The 19374-nt window shown below is 61.6% G+C and carries 23 protein-coding genes and 1 pseudogene; 9 read left to right on the forward strand and 15 right to left on the reverse strand.

The features are described from left to right. Positions 1–218: pseudogene (locus tag VL202_RS11035) on the forward strand (dihydropyrimidinase); the annotation flags it as partial. Positions 219–220: 2 nt separating this feature from the next. Then, positions 221–598 (forward strand): hypothetical protein, encoded by a 378-nt coding sequence (locus VL202_RS11040; protein WP_325464163.1) that lies wholly within the window; start codon positions 221–223, stop codon positions 596–598. A gap of 83 nt (positions 599–681) precedes the next feature. Here the strand turns inward: VL202_RS11040 and VL202_RS11045 are convergent, their stop codons facing one another. Continuing rightward, positions 682–1095, reverse strand: a complete 414-nt coding sequence (locus VL202_RS11045) for a cupin domain-containing protein (RefSeq protein ID WP_325464164.1) — start codon at positions 1093–1095, stop codon at positions 682–684. Positions 1096–1212: 117 nt separating this feature from the next. Here VL202_RS11045 and VL202_RS11050 point away from each other — a divergent pair, with 117 nt between their 5' ends. From VL202_RS11050 to VL202_RS11080, 7 genes are all read left to right on the forward strand, one after another. Further along, the gene (locus VL202_RS11050) at positions 1213–2004 is read left to right on the forward strand and encodes an ABC transporter ATP-binding protein (RefSeq protein ID WP_325464165.1); all 792 of its coding nucleotides are present in this window, start codon (positions 1213–1215) and stop codon (positions 2002–2004) included. An 87-nt stretch (positions 2005–2091) separates the two neighbouring features. After that, positions 2092–2427, forward strand: coding sequence for a hypothetical protein (locus tag VL202_RS11055; RefSeq protein ID WP_325464166.1), 336 nt, complete (start codon positions 2092–2094; stop codon positions 2425–2427). Between the two features lie 2 nt (positions 2428–2429). Further along, positions 2430–3317, forward strand: a complete 888-nt coding sequence (locus VL202_RS11060) for an ABC transporter permease (protein ID WP_325464167.1) — start codon at positions 2430–2432, stop codon at positions 3315–3317. Then, positions 3314–4468 (forward strand): ABC transporter permease, encoded by a 1155-nt coding sequence (locus VL202_RS11065; protein WP_325464168.1) that lies wholly within the window; start codon positions 3314–3316, stop codon positions 4466–4468. The genes VL202_RS11060 and VL202_RS11065 overlap by 4 nt, the downstream gene beginning before the upstream one ends. Positions 4469–4528: 60 nt before the next feature. Then, positions 4529–5500 (forward strand): ABC transporter substrate-binding protein, encoded by a 972-nt coding sequence (locus VL202_RS11070; protein ID WP_325464169.1) that lies wholly within the window; start codon positions 4529–4531, stop codon positions 5498–5500. Between the two features lie 356 nt (positions 5501–5856). Beyond that, positions 5857–7050, forward strand: a complete 1194-nt coding sequence (locus VL202_RS11075; RefSeq protein WP_325464170.1) for an efflux RND transporter periplasmic adaptor subunit — start codon at positions 5857–5859, stop codon at positions 7048–7050. A 14-nt stretch (positions 7051–7064) separates the two neighbouring features. Next, entirely contained in the window at positions 7065–10367 is a 3303-nt protein-coding gene (locus VL202_RS11080; RefSeq protein ID WP_325464171.1) for an efflux RND transporter permease subunit, read from the forward strand. A 73-nt stretch (positions 10368–10440) separates the two neighbouring features. Here VL202_RS11080 and ureG read toward each other — a convergent pair whose 3' ends face one another. The 14 genes from ureG to VL202_RS25945 all read right to left on the reverse strand — a co-directional run. Further along, a complete protein-coding gene (gene ureG / locus VL202_RS11085; protein ID WP_325464172.1) occupies positions 10441–11052 on the reverse strand; it encodes an urease accessory protein UreG in 612 nt (203 codons plus the stop codon). Positions 11053–11087: 35 nt separating this feature from the next. Continuing rightward, a complete protein-coding gene (locus tag VL202_RS11090; protein WP_325464181.1) occupies positions 11088–11759 on the reverse strand; it encodes an urease accessory protein UreF in 672 nt (223 codons plus the stop codon). After that, the gene (gene ureE, locus VL202_RS11095; RefSeq protein WP_325464173.1) at positions 11752–12240 is read right to left on the reverse strand and encodes an urease accessory protein UreE; all 489 of its coding nucleotides are present in this window, start codon (positions 12238–12240) and stop codon (positions 11752–11754) included. The genes VL202_RS11090 and ureE overlap by 8 nt, the downstream gene beginning before the upstream one ends. A 168-nt stretch (positions 12241–12408) precedes the next feature. Then, positions 12409–12951, reverse strand: coding sequence for a peroxiredoxin (locus VL202_RS11100; protein ID WP_325464174.1), 543 nt, complete (start codon positions 12949–12951; stop codon positions 12409–12411). Positions 12952–13127: 176 nt separating this feature from the next. After that, positions 13128–13808 carry a TIGR02117 family protein gene (locus VL202_RS11105; RefSeq protein ID WP_325464175.1) on the reverse strand — a complete coding sequence of 227 codons (681 nt, stop codon included), beginning with the start codon at positions 13806–13808 and terminating at the stop codon, positions 13128–13130. Between the two features lie 26 nt (positions 13809–13834). Further along, complete coding sequence (gene ureC, locus VL202_RS11110; RefSeq protein WP_325464176.1) at positions 13835–15547, reverse strand: urease subunit alpha; 1713 nt, start codon at positions 15545–15547, stop codon at positions 13835–13837. 5 nt (positions 15548–15552) lie between these two features. Further along, complete coding sequence (locus tag VL202_RS11115; RefSeq protein WP_325464182.1) at positions 15553–16203, reverse strand: Urease operon accessory protein; 651 nt, start codon at positions 16201–16203, stop codon at positions 15553–15555. Between the two features lie 7 nt (positions 16204–16210). Next, positions 16211–16627 carry a lysozyme inhibitor LprI family protein gene (locus VL202_RS11120; RefSeq protein WP_325464183.1) on the reverse strand — a complete coding sequence of 139 codons (417 nt, stop codon included), beginning with the start codon at positions 16625–16627 and terminating at the stop codon, positions 16211–16213. A gap of 8 nt (positions 16628–16635) precedes the next feature. Then, positions 16636–16941 (reverse strand): urease subunit beta, encoded by a 306-nt coding sequence (locus VL202_RS11125; RefSeq protein WP_325464184.1) that lies wholly within the window; start codon positions 16939–16941, stop codon positions 16636–16638. Between the two features lie 16 nt (positions 16942–16957). Next, positions 16958–17212, reverse strand: coding sequence for a DUF1272 domain-containing protein (locus VL202_RS11130; RefSeq protein WP_325464177.1), 255 nt, complete (start codon positions 17210–17212; stop codon positions 16958–16960). Between the two features lie 10 nt (positions 17213–17222). Next, positions 17223–17525, reverse strand: coding sequence for an urease subunit gamma (locus VL202_RS11135; RefSeq protein ID WP_325464178.1), 303 nt, complete (start codon positions 17523–17525; stop codon positions 17223–17225). A 25-nt stretch (positions 17526–17550) separates the two neighbouring features. Then, positions 17551–18381 (reverse strand): urease accessory protein UreD, encoded by an 831-nt coding sequence (locus VL202_RS11140; RefSeq protein WP_325464179.1) that lies wholly within the window; start codon positions 18379–18381, stop codon positions 17551–17553. Between the two features lie 11 nt (positions 18382–18392). Then, a complete protein-coding gene (urtE, locus tag VL202_RS11145; protein ID WP_325464180.1) occupies positions 18393–19088 on the reverse strand; it encodes an urea ABC transporter ATP-binding subunit UrtE in 696 nt (231 codons plus the stop codon). A 211-nt stretch (positions 19089–19299) separates the two neighbouring features. Continuing rightward, the coding region (locus VL202_RS25945; protein ID WP_349255684.1) for a hypothetical protein at positions 19300–19374 on the reverse strand (75 nt) is incomplete at its 5' end.

Below are 19374 nucleotides of genomic sequence, written 5' to 3' on the forward strand. Positions count from 1 at the left end.
ACGTCTTTGAAGGCAAGCAGGTGACCGGCCTGCCCCGCTACACGCTGACCGCCGGCATCGTCGCCATCGAGGAGGGGGCGATCAAGACCCGCGAGGGCCAGGGCAAATTCGTCAAGCGCGAGCCCTTTGCCGCCGTCAACAAGGCGCTCTCGACCTGGAAGGAAATCACCGCGCCGCGCAAGGTCCAGCGCACCGGCATTCCGGCAAGCGGAGTCTGAGTATGCCGCTCGCCCCGCGCCTCCTCTTGCTTCTCGCAACAAGCCCGGTCATGGCCAGCCATGTTCACGCCCAGGAAAAATTCCTCGATGGCGCTTATGGCAATAAGGATGGCTGCGCCTATGCCAACAGCAATGACGCGATGGGGTCGGAGGATTTCTTTCTGCTGACCGATGAGGCCGTCACCTCGGCCGCCTCCTATTGCGGCTTCAAGGGGCCTCTGACCAGGAAAGGCGATTCCTTTGCCACAGCAGTCACCTGCGCGGAAGAAGGCGAAGGCGGCGAGATGGACACGAAGCTCGAAATACAGCGCACCGGCAAGGATTACAGGATCGTGTTCGAGGATGGGATGCAGTGGGGGCCGCTGAAGAAATGCAAGTGAGCCAGCCCCTTCCTCCAACACGGCTCTGTCGGTTGCCGGCGGGCAACGGGCGGCCTCGAAAGGCCACCCGCGCACGACAGGGCTTACAGCGGCACCAGAGCTTCCAGTTCCGGCATCAGGACGACGCTTTCCTGTTCGTTCGGGTCGGTGCGGGCGATCACGGCCGAGGCCGGCTGGTCCGACAGGTTGGCCGGCAGATGCGGCACGCCGGCCGGAATGTAGAACATCTCTCCGGCCTTCACGATGACATGGTTTTCCAGCCGGTCGCCGTACCAGGTATGCGCCTCGCCCGACAGCATGTAGATCGCCGTTTCATGGGTCTCGTGCTTGTGGGCCTTGGCGCGACCGCCGGGCGGGATGGTCAGGAGATGCATGCAGATGGCCGACGAGCCGACCGCTTCGGCCGAAATGCCTTCGAAATAGCTGAACCCCTGCTTGCCGTCATAGCTCTGGCCGGGACGGACGATCCGGCAGGTCGGTTTCGATGATTGCAACATATCCACATCTCCGCGTTCATTGTTCAATATCTCAATCGGGAAATTTGACGTACGACTAGCGGGAACACCAGACAAAAGACGTCAACCAGGCATTCAGGGCGGAGCATAAAAGACCATATGACAACAACACCTGCATCCGTCGTTTCGGCGCGTGATCTCGGCCTCACTTTCCAGACCAACGATGGTCCCGTCAATGCGCTGACGGGCGTCAATCTGGATGTCAGAAAGGGCGATTTCGTTTCCTTCATCGGGCCATCGGGCTGCGGCAAGACGACCTTCCTGCGCGTCATTGCCGATCTCGAACAGGCGACGGCCGGCTCGATCACCGTCAATGGCGTCACGCCGCAGGAGGCGCGACAGAACCGTTCCTACGGCTATGTCTTCCAGGCGGCAGCCCTTTATCCCTGGCGCACGATCGAAAAGAATATCGCCCTGCCCTTGGAGATCATGGGCTACAGCCCGGCCGACCAGAAGGCCCGCATCGAACGGACGCTGGATCTCGTCAATCTCACCGGCTTCGAGAAGAAATTCCCCTGGCAGCTTTCCGGCGGCATGCAGCAGCGCGCCTCGATCGCCCGCGCGCTCGCCTTCGACGCCGACCTCCTGCTGATGGATGAACCGTTCGGCGCGCTCGACGAGATTGTCCGCGACCATCTGAACGAGCAGTTGCTGAAGCTTTGGGAACGCACCAACAAGACCATCTGCTTCGTCACCCATTCGATCCCCGAAGCGGTCTATCTCTCGACCAAGATCGTCGTCATGAGCCCCCGCCCCGGCCGCGTCACCGACATCATCGAATCCACCCTGCCGCGCGAACGCCCCCTCGACATCCGCGAAACGCCGGAATTCCTGGAGATCGCCAGCCGTGTCCGCGAGGGATTGAGAGCGGGGCATAGCTATGATGAGTAGTGCAGACATGCGGCCAATCTCCCCCCTTGTGGGGGAGGTGTCCCGGAGGGACAGAGAGGGGTGCAGCGGCACGGCGAGGTGCCTGCCATGAGCCTCTCCTTCATCCTCTGGCTCTCCGCATCCATGGCCATCTTTCTCAGCGCCGCAACCGCGTCGCGTTACTATGTCTCGTCCAACAATATCCTTTTGCTGGTCTTCTCCCTGTTCCTCTATTGCGTCGGCAACCTGATGATGGTGCGGCTGATGCGGGAGGGCGGGCTGGGGCTGGCGATATCGGCATCCGCCGTCGTTCAACTGGTGCTGGTCAACGTCATCGCTTTCCTCGTCTTCGGCGAGAGGCTGACGCTCATGCAGATGGCCGGTGTCGCGCTTGGCATCGTGTCGATGGGCCTGATGATGCTGCCGTCGAGCGGGAGGGTGTGATCATGGCCACAGACCGTTTTTTCAAGGACCGCTTCGTGCCCGTCATCACGGTGCTGGCGGCGGCAGTGGTGCTCTGGTACGGGTTCGCCGTTCTCATGAACGGGCCGGTGCAACGCGATATGGACGAGCGCGGCGGCGAAACGCCCGGGCTGGTCACGTTCGTCGGAAAGACGCTATCACAGGCAAAACCGATCGTGCCGGCACCGCATCAGGTCGCCGTGAATGTGTTCGAGAACACGTTCCTGCGAAAAGTCACCAGCAACCGCAGCCTCGTCTATCATGGCTGGGTGACCCTTTCCTCGACGCTACTCGGCTTTCTCATGGGCACCGTGCTCGGCATCCTGATCGCCGTCGGCATCGTTCACCTCGCGGTGCTCGACCGCAGCCTCATGCCCTGGATCATCGCCTCCCAGACCGTGCCGATCCTGGCGGTGGCGCCGATGGTCATCGTCGTGCTTGCGGCGATCAACATCACCGGCATCATTCCCAAGGCGGTGATCTCCACCTACCTTTCCTTCTTCCCTGTGGTCGTCGGCATGGTGACGGGGTTACGCTCGCCCGAAGCCATGCACCTCGACCTGATGCGCACCTACCACGCCAGCGCCAGCGAGACCTTCTGGAAGCTGCGCGTGCCGGCCTCGGTGCCGTTTCTCTTCACCTCGATGAAAGTGGCCGTCGCGGCCAGCCTGGTCGGGGCCATCGTCGGTGAACTTCCAACCGGCGCGGTGGCGGGAATAGGCTCTAAGCTGCTTGCCGGCGCCTACTACAGCCAGACGATCGACATGTGGGCGGCGCTCGTCGCCGGCTCCGTCCTCGCAGGTCTCCTGGTTACTGTCGTCGGCATGGTCGGCCGGCTGGTCGAGCGCGGCATGGGAAGGCGAGCGGCATGAAGTGGATAGCACCCAACTGGCAGGCCATCGCGGCGATTCTTCTCTGTATCGTCGCGCTCGGTTTCGGAGCCATGACCTCCGCCGGGGCGGATGCGCTCGCCAACCCGGCGGCGACGATCGATTATCCCTATGTCGCAACCAGAAGCCTGATTTTCAGTCTGCTGCTTTTGACGGCACTCCTCTCGATGATCCGTCTGCCGGCGATTGTCTCCGTGTTCATCCTATTCCTCGGAGCGCATCTGGCTGCGTGGCTGCTGATCGAAGGCATCTCCGGTTTCGAGGGCACTGCGCTGCTGCCCTATTTCCTGGCGCTCGCAGCCGCCTGGCTGCTGTCCTGGCGCTGCGTCGGCCTTCTCGCCGACATCCGGCCTGTTGCGCGATTTTCCGGCGCAATGCTCCGCCTGCTCATCCCGGCAATCTTCGGTGTCTGGATTCTCATCCTGTGGGAAGCGATCACCCGCGGCGCCGGTGTCCCGTTCATCCTGCTCCCGCCACCGAGCGCGATTGGCGCGCGCATCGCCGGCTCGCTGCCGATCCTTGCCGCCGATGTCAGACAGACCATATTCAAGGCTGTTATCGTGGGGTATGTCATCGGCTCCCTGTCCGGTTTCCTGACGGCGATCCTCGCCGATCGCATTGCCTTCCTGCGCAAGGGGCTTCTGCCGATCGGCAACATGGTCTCGGCGCTGCCGATCATCGGCATCGCGCCAATCATGGTCATGTGGTTCGGCTTCGACTGGCAATCCAAGGCCGCGGTCGTCATCGTGATGACATTTTTCCCGATGCTGGTGAACACGGTCGCCGGCCTCGGGAGCGCAGGCGCCATGGAGCGCGACCTGATGCGCACCTACGCCTCGAGCTACGGGCAGACCCTGTTCAAGCTGCGCCTGCCGGCCGCATCACCCTTCATCTTCAACGCGCTGAAGATCAACTCGACGCTGGCGCTGATCGGTGCCATCGTGGCGGAGTTCTTCGGAACGCCGATCGTCGGCATGGGATTTCGGATATCCACCGAGATCGGCCGCCTCAACGTCGATATGGTCTGGGCGGAAATTGCCGTCGCGGCCATCGCCGGCTCACTGTTCTACGGCGTTATCGCCCTTGTCGAAAGAGCGACGACGTTTTGGCATCCGTCTCTCCGTGGTGGATAGGCGAGGCCGCGGGCCGCAAGGCCTCCGGCAAACTTCAGAGGGTAAAAAGGGAAAAGCACAATGAAAAAACTGATGATTTCCTTGATGGCCGGCGCAATGTCGCTGGCGGCGGTACAGGCAATGGCTGCCGACAAGGTGGTACTGCAATTGAAATGGGTTACCCAAAGCCAGTTCGGCGGCTACTATGTCGCGAAGGAAAAGGGCTATTACGAGGAAGAAGGTCTCGACGTCGAGATCAAACCGGGCGGACCGGACATTGCGCCGGAACAGGTGATAGCCGGCGGCGGTGCCGACGTGATCGTCGACTGGATGGGCGGCGCGCTGGTCGCCCGCGAGAAAGGCGTGCCGCTCGTCAATATCGCTCAACCCTTCCAGAAGTCCGGCCTCGAAATGATCTGCCGCAAGGATGGCCCCGTGAAGACCGAGGCGGACTTCAAGGGCCGCACACTCGGCGTCTGGTTCTTCGGCAACGAATATCCATTCTTCGCGTGGATGAACAAACTCGGCCTGCCGACCGAAGGCGGCGCCGACGGCGTCACCGTGCTGAAGCAGAGCTTCGACGTGCAGCCGCTGGTCCAGAACCAGGCCGACTGCATCGCGGTCATGACCTACAACGAATACTGGCAGGCGATCGACGCGGGCTTCAAGCCGGAAGATTTGACGGTGTTCAATTATACCGACCTCGGCAACGACCTTCTGGAAGATGGGCTCTACGTCAAGGAAGACATGCTGCGCGACCCGGCCTTCAAGGAAAAGATGGTGAAGTTCGTCCGCGCCTCGATGAAGGGCTGGAAATATGCCATCGAAAATCCGGACGAAGCAGCCGATCTCGTCGTCGAGAACGGCGGGCAGGACGAGAACCACCAGAAGCGCATGATGAGCGAAGTCGCCAAGCTCATCGGCGACGGCTCGGGAAAGCTCGACGAGGCCCTCTACGCGCGCACGGCCAAGGCGCTGCTCGACCAGAAAATCATCACCAAGGAACCGGCAGGCGCCTTCACGCATGAGATCACCGACGCGGCTCTCAAGTAGACCGATCGGTATTACTTTTTAACATTGAAACGCGCGGGCCAGTCCCGCGCGTTTCTCATTTGCAACACTATGAATCCACTTATGGGCAACAAATCGACACAAAACAAAAGTTGTGTTGATGGCGTTCAACAAATAAAATAATGAGGCACCATTCTTTTTTTATACCGCCTTGCAACGTCAAACCAGTCTAACTAAATAAGGCCAGAGGCATTTGAGGAGGGTGTGGGGAAGCATTTCGCCTGGGAGCATGTTGGCGGTATTTCTTTCTCCTCCGAGCGCCGACAGAGACAAATCCTTCCGGGGTAAGTGTGCTCGTCGGCAAAACCGATTTATCCGGATTCGAGGAAAGTGAGCCGATGGCCCGTACGACGACTTATGCATTTGGTGTTTCCGCTGCCCTGATGCTGGCTTTCCTGTCGAGCGCCGCCTTTGCGGAAGATCCAGCGTCGACAAAGACGGAACAGGCCCTGCCTTCGATTGTCGTGTCCGAGGTCAAGACCCAGGCGATCGTCGACCGGGTTCTGGCGACAGGCGCGGTGAAGGCGGTCGAGGAAACCTATGTTTCTCCCCTCGTCGATGGATTGTCGATCCGCACGTTGAACGCCGATGTCGGCGATCGTGTCGAGGCGGATACCACCTTGGCGACGCTAAATCCGGACATGCTGGAGTTGCAGAAGAGCCAGTATGCCGCAAGCCTTGCCAAGGCCAATGCATCCCTTGCCCAGTATGAGGCGCAGCTTGCCGAAGCGCAGGCCAATGCCGAAGAGGCCGTCCGCGTCGCCGAGCGCTCGAAGAAGCTGGCTGAGGCTGGATCGATGTCGACGGCCCAGCGCGATCAGGAACGGGCGGCCGCCACTGCGGCACTTGCCCGCGTCCGCTCCGGCGAACAGCTGGTCTCGGTTGCCAAGGCCGATATCAAGGTCGTCGAGGCACAGATTTCCGATGTCGATCTGAGGCTTGCCCGCACAGACGTGAAGACGCCGGTGACAGGTGTCGTGTCGGCGCGAACCGCCAAGGTCGGCGCGATCGCCAACGGCTCCGGCGAACCGCTGTTCACCATCATTCGTGACGGTGCGGTGGAAGTGAAGGCTGAAATCATCGAAACCGATTTGCCGCGACTTGCGATCGGCCAAAGGGCAGAAGTCACCCTTGCCGACGGCAAGACGCAGATCGAGGGCAGGATCCGCCTGATCTCTCCCGTCGTCGATAGCCAGACCCGGCTGGGCAGCGTCAATATCAGCTTGCTGGCGCCGGAAAAAGCGCGCGTCGGCATGTATGCGCGCGCGCAGATCATTGTCACTGAAAAGGAAGCACTCGTCCTGCCGCTGTCCGCCGTCACCAGCACCAAGGACGGCATGGTCGCCCGCAAGATCGACGGTGATGTCGCGCATGTCGCGAAGATTGAAACCGGCATCCAGGACAACGGGTTCATCGAAATCCGGGCCGGGCTGAAAGAGGGCGACAAGGTGATCAAGAAAGCCGGCGCCTTCGTGCGTGACGGCGATCGCATCAAGCCAGTGCCTGCCTCCGCCGAAACCGTATCGAACTGATCGAGGTCATAGCGATGAACTTTTCCGCCTGGGCCATCCGAAACCCCATCGCACCGATTCTCGGTTTTGCGCTTCTGCTGTTTCTGGGGATTCAATCCTTCTACGCGCTGCCGATCACCAAGTTTCCGAACATCGACGTTCCGGTGGTCGCGATCACGGTGACGCAGAACGGCGCTTCGCCATCCGAACTGGAAATGCAGGTGACGAAGGAGGTCGAGGACGCCGTCGCCTCGATCGCCGGCGTTGACGAAATCCAGTCGACGGTCACCGACGGTCAGTCTGTCACCTCGGTCATCTTCCGCATCGAGAAGCCGACGGAAGAAGCCGTCCAGGACACCAAGGATGCGATCGATCGCATCCGCAGCGACCTGCCGGCCGATGTCGAGGAACCCGTCGTCACCAAGATCGACGTCGAAGGCCAGGCAATCCAGACCTTCTCCGTCACCTCGCCTGACATGACGCTCGAAGAACTGTCCTGGTTCGTCGATGACACGATCAAGCGCGCCTTGCAGGGCCAGATCGGCGTCGGCCGTATCGACCGTTACGGCGGCTCGGACCGAGAAATCAAGGTGGAACTGGACCCGAGCAAGCTTGATTCCTTCGGCATCACCGCGCCCGACGTCAACAACCAGTTGCGCAGCACCAACGTCGATCTCGGTTCCGGTCGCGGCCAGATCGGCGGCAACGAGCAGACGATCCGCACGCTGGGTGATGCCCGCAACGTGGCGCAACTTGCCAATACCACCATAGCCTTGCCCAACGGCCGCTTCGTGAAGCTGTCCGACCTCGGCACCGTCACTGATACCTATGAGGAGCCGAAATCCTTCTCGCGCTTCAATGGCGACGCCTCGGTTACCTTCGCCGTCTTCCGCTCGAAGGGTGCGTCCGAAGTTTCGGTCGCCGAAACCGTCGCGGCAAGCCTCGACAAGGTTCGAGCCGCCCATCCGCACGTCAATATCGCGATGGTCGACGACGCCGTCTACTTCACCTATGGCAACTACGAAGCAGCACTCCATACGCTGATGGAAGGCTCGATCCTCGCCGTCTTCGTGGTTCTGCTGTTCCTGCGCAACTGGCGGGCCACCCTGATCGCCGCCGTCGCCCTGCCGCTGTCAGCGATCCCGACCTTCTGGATCATGGACCTGATGGGCTTCTCGCTGAACCTCGTCAGCTTCCTGGCATTGACGCTGGCGACCGGCATCCTGGTCGATGACGCGATCGTCGAGATCGAGAACATCGCCCGGCACATCAAGATGGGCAAGACGCCCTACAGGGCTTCGCTCGACGCCGCCGATGAAATCGGGCTCGCGGTCATCGCCACCAGCTTCACGATCATCGCGGTCTTCGTGCCCGTGTCGTTCATGCCTGGTATTGCCGGCCAGTATTTCATCCAGTTCGGCCTGACGGTCGCCTTCTCCGTCTTCTTCTCGCTGATGGTCGCGCGTCTCATCACGCCGATGATGGCCGCATACCTGATGAAGCCGGAAGACGGAGTCGACGACCACCACGACAATGATGGCCGTCTGATGAAGGGCTATACCTGGCTGGTCACCGCCACGACCCGACGCTGGTATATGCGGTATACGACCATGCTGGCAGCTTTCGCGTTCCTGGCTGGCTCGCTGTTCCTGATGTCGCAGGTGCCCGGCAGCTTCATGCCACCGGATGACAGCTCGCGCGTCGTTCTCTCCGTGGAACTGCCGCCGAACGCGACGCTTGCGGAAACGGATGAAACCACTGAAAAAATCTACAACGCGGTTCGCGATGTCGATGGCGTCGAAAGCGTCTTCATTCTCGGCGGTGCATCGCCGAAAGGCGACCTCGAACTGCGCCGGGCAACCGTCCGCATCATTCTTGGGACGATCGATCATTCCCTCGTGAAGACCTTGGTCAACAAGGGTCTCGGCGGCCTGCCGGTGATTGGCGAATATGTGCCGAAGATGAAGATGGATGGGCGTACCCGTCCGCAATGGGATGTCGAAAAGGATATTTTCGCTCAGTTGCGGGGTATTCCGGATGTGCGCATCACCAAGCTGAACGATCGCGGCGAGCGTGAGTTGACCTTCAACTTCCTCTCGTCCAACGAAGAGGACCTGAACTCGGCCGTCGCCCTGCTGGAAGGAAAGCTGCGTGCATCCCCGATCCTGGTCAATGTCAGCTCGGAAGGCGCCCTGCCCCGGCCAGAACTGCAGATCCGGCCGCGCAAGGATGAAATCGCCCGCCTCGGCATCACGCCGCAGCAGATCTCACAGACGATCCGCGTTGCAACGACAGGTGACGTCGATGCCGCACTCACCAAGATCTCGCTCGACGACAGGTTGATTCCGATCCGGGTGCAGACCTCGCTCGACGTCCGTCGTGACCTCCGGGCCATTGGCGCGCTCAAGGTCAAGACCGCCTCGGGCAGCACGGTGCCGCTCGATAGCGTCACGGATATCACTTACTCGGAAGGCCCAAGCTCGATCCTGCGCAACGCCCGCAACCGCGTCGCTTCGATCGGCTCGGACGTGCCCCAGGGAACAGCCCTCGACACCTCGACGGCGGAGTTCAAGCGGATCGTCGAAGAAACGAAGCTGCCGCCGACTGTGCGCTTGGCCGAAAGCGGTGATGCCAAGATCCAGGGCGAGATGATGCAGAGCTTCGGCAACGCCATGTTGCTCGGCCTGCTGATGGTTCTGGTGGTTCTCATCCTGCTCTTCAAGGATGTGATCCAACCGTTCACCATCCTGTTCTCCCTGCCGCTCGCCATCGGCGGCGTCGCGGTGGCGCTGATCCTGACGCGCAACGCGTTTTCGATGCCGGTGATGATCGGGGTGTTGATGCTGATGGGTATCGTCACCAAGAACGCGATCCTGCTGGTCGATTTCGCCGTCGAGATGAAGCGCCACGGCATGGAACGGGTACAGGCCATGGTCGAGGCCGGCCGCAAGCGCGCCCAGCCGATCATCATGACCTCGATCGCCATGTCGGCGGGCATGATCCCGTCGGCGCTCGGCGTTGGCGAAGGCGGCTCGTTCCGCGCGCCGATGGCAATTGCGGTTATCGGCGGCATCATCGTCTCGACCGTGCTTTCGCTCCTCGTCGTGCCGTCGTTCTTCCTGATCATGGACGACCTGTCGCGCCTGCTCGGCTGGGCTTTCGGCCGCATCGTCGGCAGGAAGGACGAGGAACTCGAGGTGCTGGAAAACGAAGCCCTGACCGAGATCGTCACCGACCAGGGGAAGACGATCAGCGATCTGCAGGAGCGCCTCGACAAGCTGGAAGGCCCCAAGCGCAGCGGCAACGTCATCAATCACCCGGCGCTTGCCGCAGAGTGATCCTTCGCAAGACATGGAACAGCCCGGTCACATTTGTACATGTGGCCGGGCTTTTTCTTTGAACTGCATGCAATCAGAGGCCGCCTTCGACCGTCAGGAATTCGACGATGCGGTCGATCCCGTCACCGCGTTTCATGTCGGAAAAGACGAAGGGAAGTTCCTTTCGCATGCGGGTCGCATCCCGCTCCATCACATCGAGATCGGCGCCGACATAGGGCGCCAGATCCTTCTTGTTGATCACCAGCAGATCCGACCGCGTAATGCCCGGCCCGCCCTTGCGCGGGATCTCCTCGCCCTGGCAGACGGAGATCACATAGATGGTGATGTCGGCCAGATCGGGCGAAAAAGTCGCGGCCAGATTGTCGCCACCGGATTCGATGAAGACGACATCGAGATCGGGGATGCGGCGGTTGAGATCGGCAATAGCCTGCAGGTTGATCGTCGCATCCTCTCGGATCGCCGTGTGCGGGCAGCCGCCGGTCTCGACGCCGACGATCCGGTCCGACGGCAGCGCCTGCATCCGCACCAGCGCCTCGGCATCCTCTTTCGTGTAGATGTCGTTGGTAACGACCGCGACCGAATAGTTTTCACGCATCGCCTTGCAGAGCTTTTCAGTCAGCGCCGTCTTGCCGGAACCGACAGGACCGCCGATCCCGACGCGAAGGGGGCCGTTGGCAGATTTCATGGCGACAGGTCCTTTCTTGAAACCGGCATGCTTCCTCAGGAGCGGAAGAGCCGTGAATGCAGTGTCTCGTGACGCAGCGCCGCGATATCGGCGGTGATCGTTGCCGACCCCAGATCGTCCAGCCTGCTTTCGGCTGCTCTTGCTACGGTCTCGGAGATCACGGGCTCCAGGCCAGCCAGCACGCCGACACCCAGCGTCTGCCCCATGATGCCGCAGCGGATGGCAACGGAGACGAGGTTCGAGGCGTTGGCATGCAGATAGGCGGCCGAGGCTGGCTCCAGCCCTGTGCGATGTGCGCCAGCAACCGCACCGACGGCGACGGGATAGGCGACGGCACGGGTCAGCGTCTCCAGCACCGGATGGGGCCAGTGGGCGGTGGCTGTGAGGAAGGCGCCGCCCTGCAGGGTCGTTTCCTGATGGCGCTCGCGCGATCCGGCCAGCGCCTCGGCGAGTTCCCTCACCTGCTCTAGTTTCACCGCATCGTCGTGGACCCGATAGCTCTCGGCCAAAAGCACAGCATCGTTCCAGCCCGAGCCGTGACGGATGAGCGCCTCCAGCCAATCGAAAAGCCCGTCTGCATCGGTGACGAGACCGTCATGGACGGCCTGTTCGAGCCCACCGGAATAGGAAAACGCCCCCACAGGAAAGGCCGGCGACAGCCAGGTTACCAGCCGCAGCAGGCCTTGCGTATCCGCCCGTTCAGTCATTGGCGTGATGATGGGCGCCATGCCCGTGTCCATGGCCATGGGAATGCCCGCCATGATAGGCGCCGCGCATCGGCTGGAACGGCTCGGTTACGTCGGCAACGGTGGCCCCCAGGCCTTCGAGCATCGCCTTGATCACCGGATCGCGCTGGATGAGGATCCGGTCCTGCCGGATTTCAGCAGCGAGATGGCGGTTGCCCAAATGCCAGGCGAGTTCGACCAACTGCAGCGGATTACGCGGGCGGATGTCGTACAGAGCCTCAGAGATCGCCGCGATCCGCACATATTCGCCGGTATCGAGCACCAGCAGGTCGCCATCGGCCAGCATGACGGCTTCCTTGAGATCGAGCATCACCACATCGTCATTGTCGAGATGCAGCAGCTTGCGGCGCAGGTGCCGCTGGTCATGCGCAAGCGCGATCGTATGCAGGACTGTCTTGTCGGCGGGTCCTGGCGACAGGACCTGTGTCGAGCGATACGGCATTCAGGCGGCCTCATGCTTCCGGGCGTGCGCTCGGGCGTCCGCCACAGGGTAAATCATTGCACCTCCGAGGGTTTCTCCTCGGTACTGTAACAACAAAAAACCCCGGCGCCAGTGGTCGAACAACTGATGGTGCCGGGGTCTGTCTCATTCCATCGGAAGCGTCCGACGTCAGGCGGCGATCTTTTCCGACTGCAGCGTGCCGAGGATGTTCTGCGGCGAGGAGCGACCATAGGGATCGCTGTCGGCATTGTCGGCATAACCTTCTTCTTCGAACCACTGCTCGACGACGCCGTCATTGATGATGGCGGCATAGCGCCAGGAGCGCATGCCGAAGCCGAGATTATCCTTGGCGACCAGCATGCCCATCTTGCGGGTAAACTCGCCCGAGCCATCCGGGATCAGCTTGACGTTTTCGAGGTTCTGCGACTTGCCCCAGGCGTTCATCACGAAGGCGTCGTTGACGGAGATGCAATAGATCGCGTCGATGCCCTGAGCCCTGAAGTCGCCGGCCAGCTTTTCGAAATCCGGCAACTGGTATGTCGAGCAGGTCGGCGTGAAGGCACCCGGCAGCGAGAACAGCACGACGCGCTTGCCGGCGAAATAATCGGCGGACGAAACGTCCTGCCAGCGGAACGGGTTGGCGCCGCCGACAGCTTCGTCGCGGACACGCGTGCGGAACGTTACGGAAGGCACTTTGCGGCCAATGGTCATAAGCTATCTCCTTGAAAGCAATCACCCTGCGCGGCAAGTCTTGGGAAGAATCCGCTGCAGGAGATGAGCCGTTTTTCTACAGCAATTCGTGTTGCGGCGCAGCATAAACCGGCCCAAAAATCGCAGTGCATGGCTGCCTTGCGGGCAGCGCATATCTGTCGAGCGGATCGGAAATTTCAGTTGTAGAGCGAAAGCGACGTGGTCAGGGAACCGGGCAACGGATTCCACCAGCCGGTGCGCAGACCCGCCTCGCGCAGGCCTTTGGCCGTCCAGGTGTTGCAGCCGACCACGGCACTGAACCAGCCATTGGCCTCGAAGAAACGATCGTTCGGCCCATAGGCCGTATCGGGGATCGCCGCGATCATCCCGTCCTCCGGCGTGAAGCTTGCCTCGATATAGGCAAGCAACTTTTCATATTCCGCGTCACCGATCTCGAAGGCAGTGACCGTGTCCGAAGGTTCGACAATTTCCCCGGCAACATCGACATGCATGACCGAGCGATCCATGGTCAGGCCCTTGAACACCGGCACCGGCTTCAAATCCGCCCAGGTCGGCGTCTCGATGTAGAAGGCCCGTCCACCCCAGCCGAACACGATCCAGCGTGCGTTCGGATGGCCAAGCGGCATGCCGCTATCCTCCAGAAACGAAAACCGGCTGCGCGTCTCGGTATCGAGCGCGACGGCGATGTCCGTATGGATGGGGTTGGAGAGGACGAGAATCCGGTGCGTGCTTCCAGTCGCATCATCCGCCTTGGCGAGCGGCCAGAACGGGCGCGGCAGGAAAGTCCCGGCGATGGCGAGTGATACCGTCACCGTCAGAACAGCCAGCAGAAAGCGAACGGGCCGTCTCCAGGACATCAGCAGGCTTCCTCGCCATCAGAGACCTAGAACAGGAAATACCGCTGCGCCATCGGCAGCACCGTTGCCGGTTCGCAGGTGAGCAACTCGCCGTCGGCGCGGACTTCATAGGTTTCCGGATCGACCTCGATATGCGGCGTCAGGTTGTTGTGGATCATCGAATGTTTGCCGATGCCGCCACGGGTGTTTTTCACCGCCACCAGTTCCTTGGCGACGCCGAGACGCCCCTTGAGGCCTGCGTCCAGCGAGGCCTGGCTGACGAAGGTGACCGAGGAATTGGTGCGTGCCTTGCCGTATGCGCCGAACATCGGCCGGTAATGCACCGGCTGCGGCGTCGGGATCGAGGCATTCGGATCGCCCATCGGGGCGGCCGCGATCGTGCCGCCGAGGATGACCATGTCCGGCTTGACGCCGAAGAAGGCCGGGTTCCACATGACGAGATCGGCACGCTTGCCGATTTCGACCGAACCGATCTGGTGGCTGAGGCCATGGGCGATGGCCGGGTTGATCGTGTACTTGGCGATGTAGCGCTTGGCCCGCATGTTGTCGTTCTCGCCAGTTTCCGAGGGAAGGCGGCCGCGCTGCCGTTTCATCTTGTCGGCGGTCTGCCAGGTACGGATCGCCACTTCGCCGACGCGGCCCATGGCCTGGCTGTCGGACGAGATGATCGAGAAAGCGCCGATATCGTGGAGGATATCCTCCGCCGCAATGGTTTCCTTGCGGATGCGGCTTTCAGCAAAGGCGATGTCTTCCGGGATCGACGGCGACAGATGGTGGCAGACCATCAGCATGTCGAGATGTTCGGCCAGCGTGTTGATCGTATAGGGCCGGGTCGGATTGGTGGACGACGGAATGACGTTCGGCTGGCCGCAAATCTTGATGATATCCGGCGCGTGACCGCCGCCCGCCCCTTCCGTGTGAAAGGCGTGAATGGTGCGACCTTTCAGGGCGGCAATGGAATCCTCGACGAAGCCGCTTTCGTTCAGCGTGTCGGTGTGGATCATCACCTGCACATCGTATTCATCCGCCACTGACAGGCAGCAGTCGATCGCCGCTGGCGTCGTGCCCCAATCCTCGTGCAGCTTCAGCGAGGTGGCGCCGCCCATGACCATCTCGACCAGTGCGCCCGGCAACGAGGCATTGCCCTTGCCGGCAAAGGCGAGGTTCATCGGAAAGGCATCGGCGGCCTCGATCATCCGGGCAAGGTGCCAGGGGCCGGGCGTGCAGGTGGTTGCCAGCGTACCATGCGCCGGCCCGGTGCCGCCGCCGAGCATGGTGGTGAGCCCGCTCATCAACGCTTCCTCGATCTGCTGCGGGCAGATGAAGTGGATATGGCTGTCCATGCCGCCGGCGGTGATGATCTTGCCCTCGGCGGCAATCGCCTCGGTGCCCGGACCAACGATGATATCGACACCCGGCTGGGTATCCGGATTGCCGGCCTTGCCGATCGCAACGATGCGGCCGTCCTTGAGGCCGATATCAGCCTTGACGATGCCCCAGTGATCGACGATCAGCGCGTTGGTGATGACCGTATCCACGGCGCCATCGGCGCGGGTCACCTGGCTCTGGCCCATGCCGTCACGAATGACCTTGCCGCCGCCGAACTTTACCTCGTCGCCATAGGTGGTGAAGTCCTTCTCGACCTCGATGAACAGTTCGGTATCGGCAAGCCGCACCTTGTCGCCGGTGGTGGGGCCGAACATATTGGCATAGGCCGCACGCGACATCTTGTAGGACATGGGTATCAGGCTCCCTGAGCAAAGGCGGATATGATCGTGTGGTCAAGGCGCACGAGATGCCCCTTTGAAATCGAGTCATCGACATAACGGCGCTCCGCCGCGAACGGATGCCATTCCCAACCAGCATGGCCGAAGCCGGCAAGAACCACCTGGTCGCTTGGCCGACGCCAATGCGCGAGAACTTCGGCGATCGTGATCAGCCCACTGCTCGGCACCACATAGTCTTCCGCCCCGAACCGGGCGAGATCGGCATCGACGGCGGCATGCGTGGCGGGCGGGATCACATGGAACGCCCGGCCGGTCGCCTTGGCAAAAGCACGAAAACCATCAGTATAATCGTCACAGAGATCGGCGAGGTCCGGATGGCTGACGGCCAGTCGAGGCCGCAACGCGTCAAACACCTGCGATGACCGGACGCACCAGATCTCGCGCGCCTGCCGCACGGCCGTATTCGTCTTCCAGCCACCGCCGCCCAACATCGCCATTGCGGGACGTCCGGTATTGCAGACAGCAACGATATCCGTCTTCTGCCCACCGGCCCCGCAGGAGCGGCAATCGTTGAAGCGGATCACCAGATCGGCGGCATCGATGGCCGCGGCCGCGGCCGGATCGACCCGCCCGTTTCCGACGATCATGATGGTCCGGCTTACCGTCACGCACACCTCAGTTTCCAGGGCCTTCTGCCAGACCCTTCAATTCCGCCGTCCGTTTTTTCGTCAGATCCGCAAGGCACCCGGACACCAGCATCGGCTCCATCGATCCGCCGCGCGCCTCGAAGCCGGCAAGCTCGCACTGGCCGTCGCGATAATCGATCCAGGCGCGCTGTGCCTTCTTCAGCGCATCGACCGCACCGACAAAATTCGGTTCGATCTCGCCAAGCTCGGCATCGGTCTTGCGCATCTTCGTCATCGTCGTCTTGTAGACGGCGTTCAGTTCCTTGTCGGCCGCCTGATAGTCCCTGCTGGCGCAGATGTTCATCTCGGCTTGCGTCATCGCATTGCCGCAATCGATTTCGTCCTCCTGCGCGAGCGCTACCGGCGCGAAGGCCAGGCCGCCGAGGAACAGGTTCGTAAGGATCAGCGCCCGGATCACAGCTTGCCCATGACCTTCTGGCGGAAACCATAGACTTCGCGCTTGCCAGAGAAGGGAACCAGCGTGACGCTGCGCGTCTGGCCCGGCTCGAAGCGCACGGCGGTGCCGGCGGGAATATCAAGGCGCCTGCCACGGGCGAGCGTGCGGTCGAAGGACAGGCCGGCATTGGTCTCGGCGAAGTGATAGTGGCTGCCGACCTGTACCGGACGGTCGCCGGTATTGGAGACGTCGAGCGATACGGTATCCAGACCGGCATTCAGCTCGATCTCGCCGCTTGCGGCAATGATTTCACCGGGGATCATGGTCATGGTCTCCTCATCAGGCCGCTTTTGTCGGGGTGCAGCCATCCGGTTGCAGGACACGTTCAGTGGACGCCGGAAACTTGCCGAGCTTGGCGGCCGGGCGAACCGGGCGGCGCACGAGCTCACCAGCGCAATTGGGGCACCGACCGTCCAGAACTTCGGAAGCGCAGGTCGTGCAGAAGGTGCATTCGAAGCTGCAGATCATCGCTTCGCGGCTGCCGGGCGGCAGGTCCTTGTCGCAGCATTCGCAATTGGGTCTCAGTTGCAGCATGGCGGGTTCCTCAGCGAATGGGCTCGTGGACGGTGACGAGCTTGGTGCCATCCGGAAAGGTGGCCTCGACCTGGATGTCGTGGATCATTTCCGGAATGCCCTCCATCACCTGCGTGCGGGTGATGACATGGGCACCCGCCTCCATCAGATCGGGAACGGAGCGGCCGTCACGCGCGCCCTCGACGACGAAATCGCTGATCAGCGCAATCGCCTCGGGATAGTTGAGCTTGACGCCGCGTTCCAGCCGGCGGCGGGCCACCATGGCCGCCATCGAGATCAGCAGTTTGTCTTTTTCCCGGGGGGAGAGGTTCATGCTTGGCCACCAGATTTCGTGTCGATTACAGGTTCCAGACTTTCGGCACAGAGGCGCCCTTGCGCAAGTGCGAAATGACCGGGAGAAGGATTTTTCTCAGGGCAAAACCATCAGGAGCGACAAGGCGAGCGACCAGCTTGTCCTGCCCACCGACGTGGTAGTGGCTGACACCAGCGAGATGATCTTCGGTGAGGCTTCGCAGTGCCGCCAACTGCTGCTCGCAATCCTTGCCGGTGTAGAAAAGCGTGGCGAAGGCCACCTGCCCGCCCACCACAGAGGCCCGTCGCGTCAGCCCGGCAATGTCGTCTGAAAAGCCCAGGTTTTCCGCATGCAGGAGGATTCCATCCTTGCGGATGCGCCAGCAATCCCGAAACAGCCCGGTCCGCATCACCTCGCCCATCGCCTTGCGGCCGAGCAGGACAGCCTCGACCGCCAGGAACTCTCCACCTTCGGCGATATCGACATCCAGTCGCCGCGACAGCGAGGCACGATCGAACAGGATGGTTTCCTGCGGCAGCCAATGCACGGTCGCATCCTTCTCGACCGAAATCCGGGCAGAGACGGCAGCTGTTCCGGCGCTGGCCTTGTAGATCTTCTCGCAAGCCTGCGTGGTGAGCGTCAGGTGCGTTCGCTCGCCCGCCGAAAACGACCATTCCATATGGTCACCACCGGTCAGACCGCCGGAACTGTTGATCAGAACCGCTTCCATCGTCCTGTCGAATGTGTCCGGCAGCCGAATCTTGGCACAGCCTTCCTGGTAGAATTCGGCAAGCCGGGTACGCCCATCGAGGGGCTTTGCCACCAGCCGTCCCTTGCCCCAGGCCCGTTGTGGAAGGATTGCCGCTGCCACTGCCATCAAACTCGCCGCTAAACCGTCAGATGCCGGCGTGCTTCCGGCGTATCCAGCGTTTCGGCCGGGCCTTCATGCACGATCTCGCCCCGATCCATGATGTAGACATGGTCGGCAAGCTCGCGGCAGAAGTCAAGATATTGTTCCACAAGCAGAATCGCCATCCCGGTGGAATCGCGCAGGTACTGGATTGCCCGGCCGATATCCTTGATGATCGATGGCTGGATGCCTTCCGTCGGCTCGTCCAGCACCAGGATTTTCGGCCGCGTCACCAGCGCCCGGCCGATCGCCAATTGCTGCTGCTGCCCGCCCGAGAGGTCGCCGCCGCGACGCCCCAGCATGGTCTGGAGAATGGGAAACAGGCTGAAAATGTCGTCCGGAATGAACCGATCCTTGCGCGCCACCGGCGCATAACCGGATTCGAGGTTCTCCTTGACCGTCAGCAACGGGAAAACCTCGCGCCCCTGCGGCACGAAGCCGATGCCATGCTTGGCGCGGTTATAGGGCGCCATGCCGTTCAGAACCGTGTCGTTGAAGGTGATGGTGCCGGCACTGGGTCCATGCTGGCCGGTGATTGCCCTGAGCAGGCTGGTCTTGCCGACGCCGTTGCGGCCGAGCACGCAGGTGATCTTGCCCATCGGCGCCGTGATCGAAACGCCGCGCAACGCCTGGGCGGCGCCGTAATGCAGATTGATATTGTCGACCGTCAGCATGAAGCACCTTTCACATTCGCGGAGAGATTACCCCCCTCTGTCGGCGACGGCGAGATCTCCGCCTCTAGGGGGGAGAACACCACGAGCTTCTGAGCGAAAAGAGGAAAAGAACGATCTCCCCCCTTGAGGCGGAGATGTCCCAAAGGGACAGAGGGGGGTAAGCCGACCGCAAACTCTGTTGCAAACATCGAAACATTGTAATGCATGGTTCTCACCGTCCCAGATAGTTTTCGATCACCTTGGGATCGTTGCTGACGAAATCGATGGAGCCTTCGGCAAGCACCGA

It is taken from the genome of Pararhizobium sp., assembly GCF_035497515.1.
Classification (GTDB): Bacteria; Pseudomonadota; Alphaproteobacteria; order Rhizobiales; family Rhizobiaceae; genus Pararhizobium.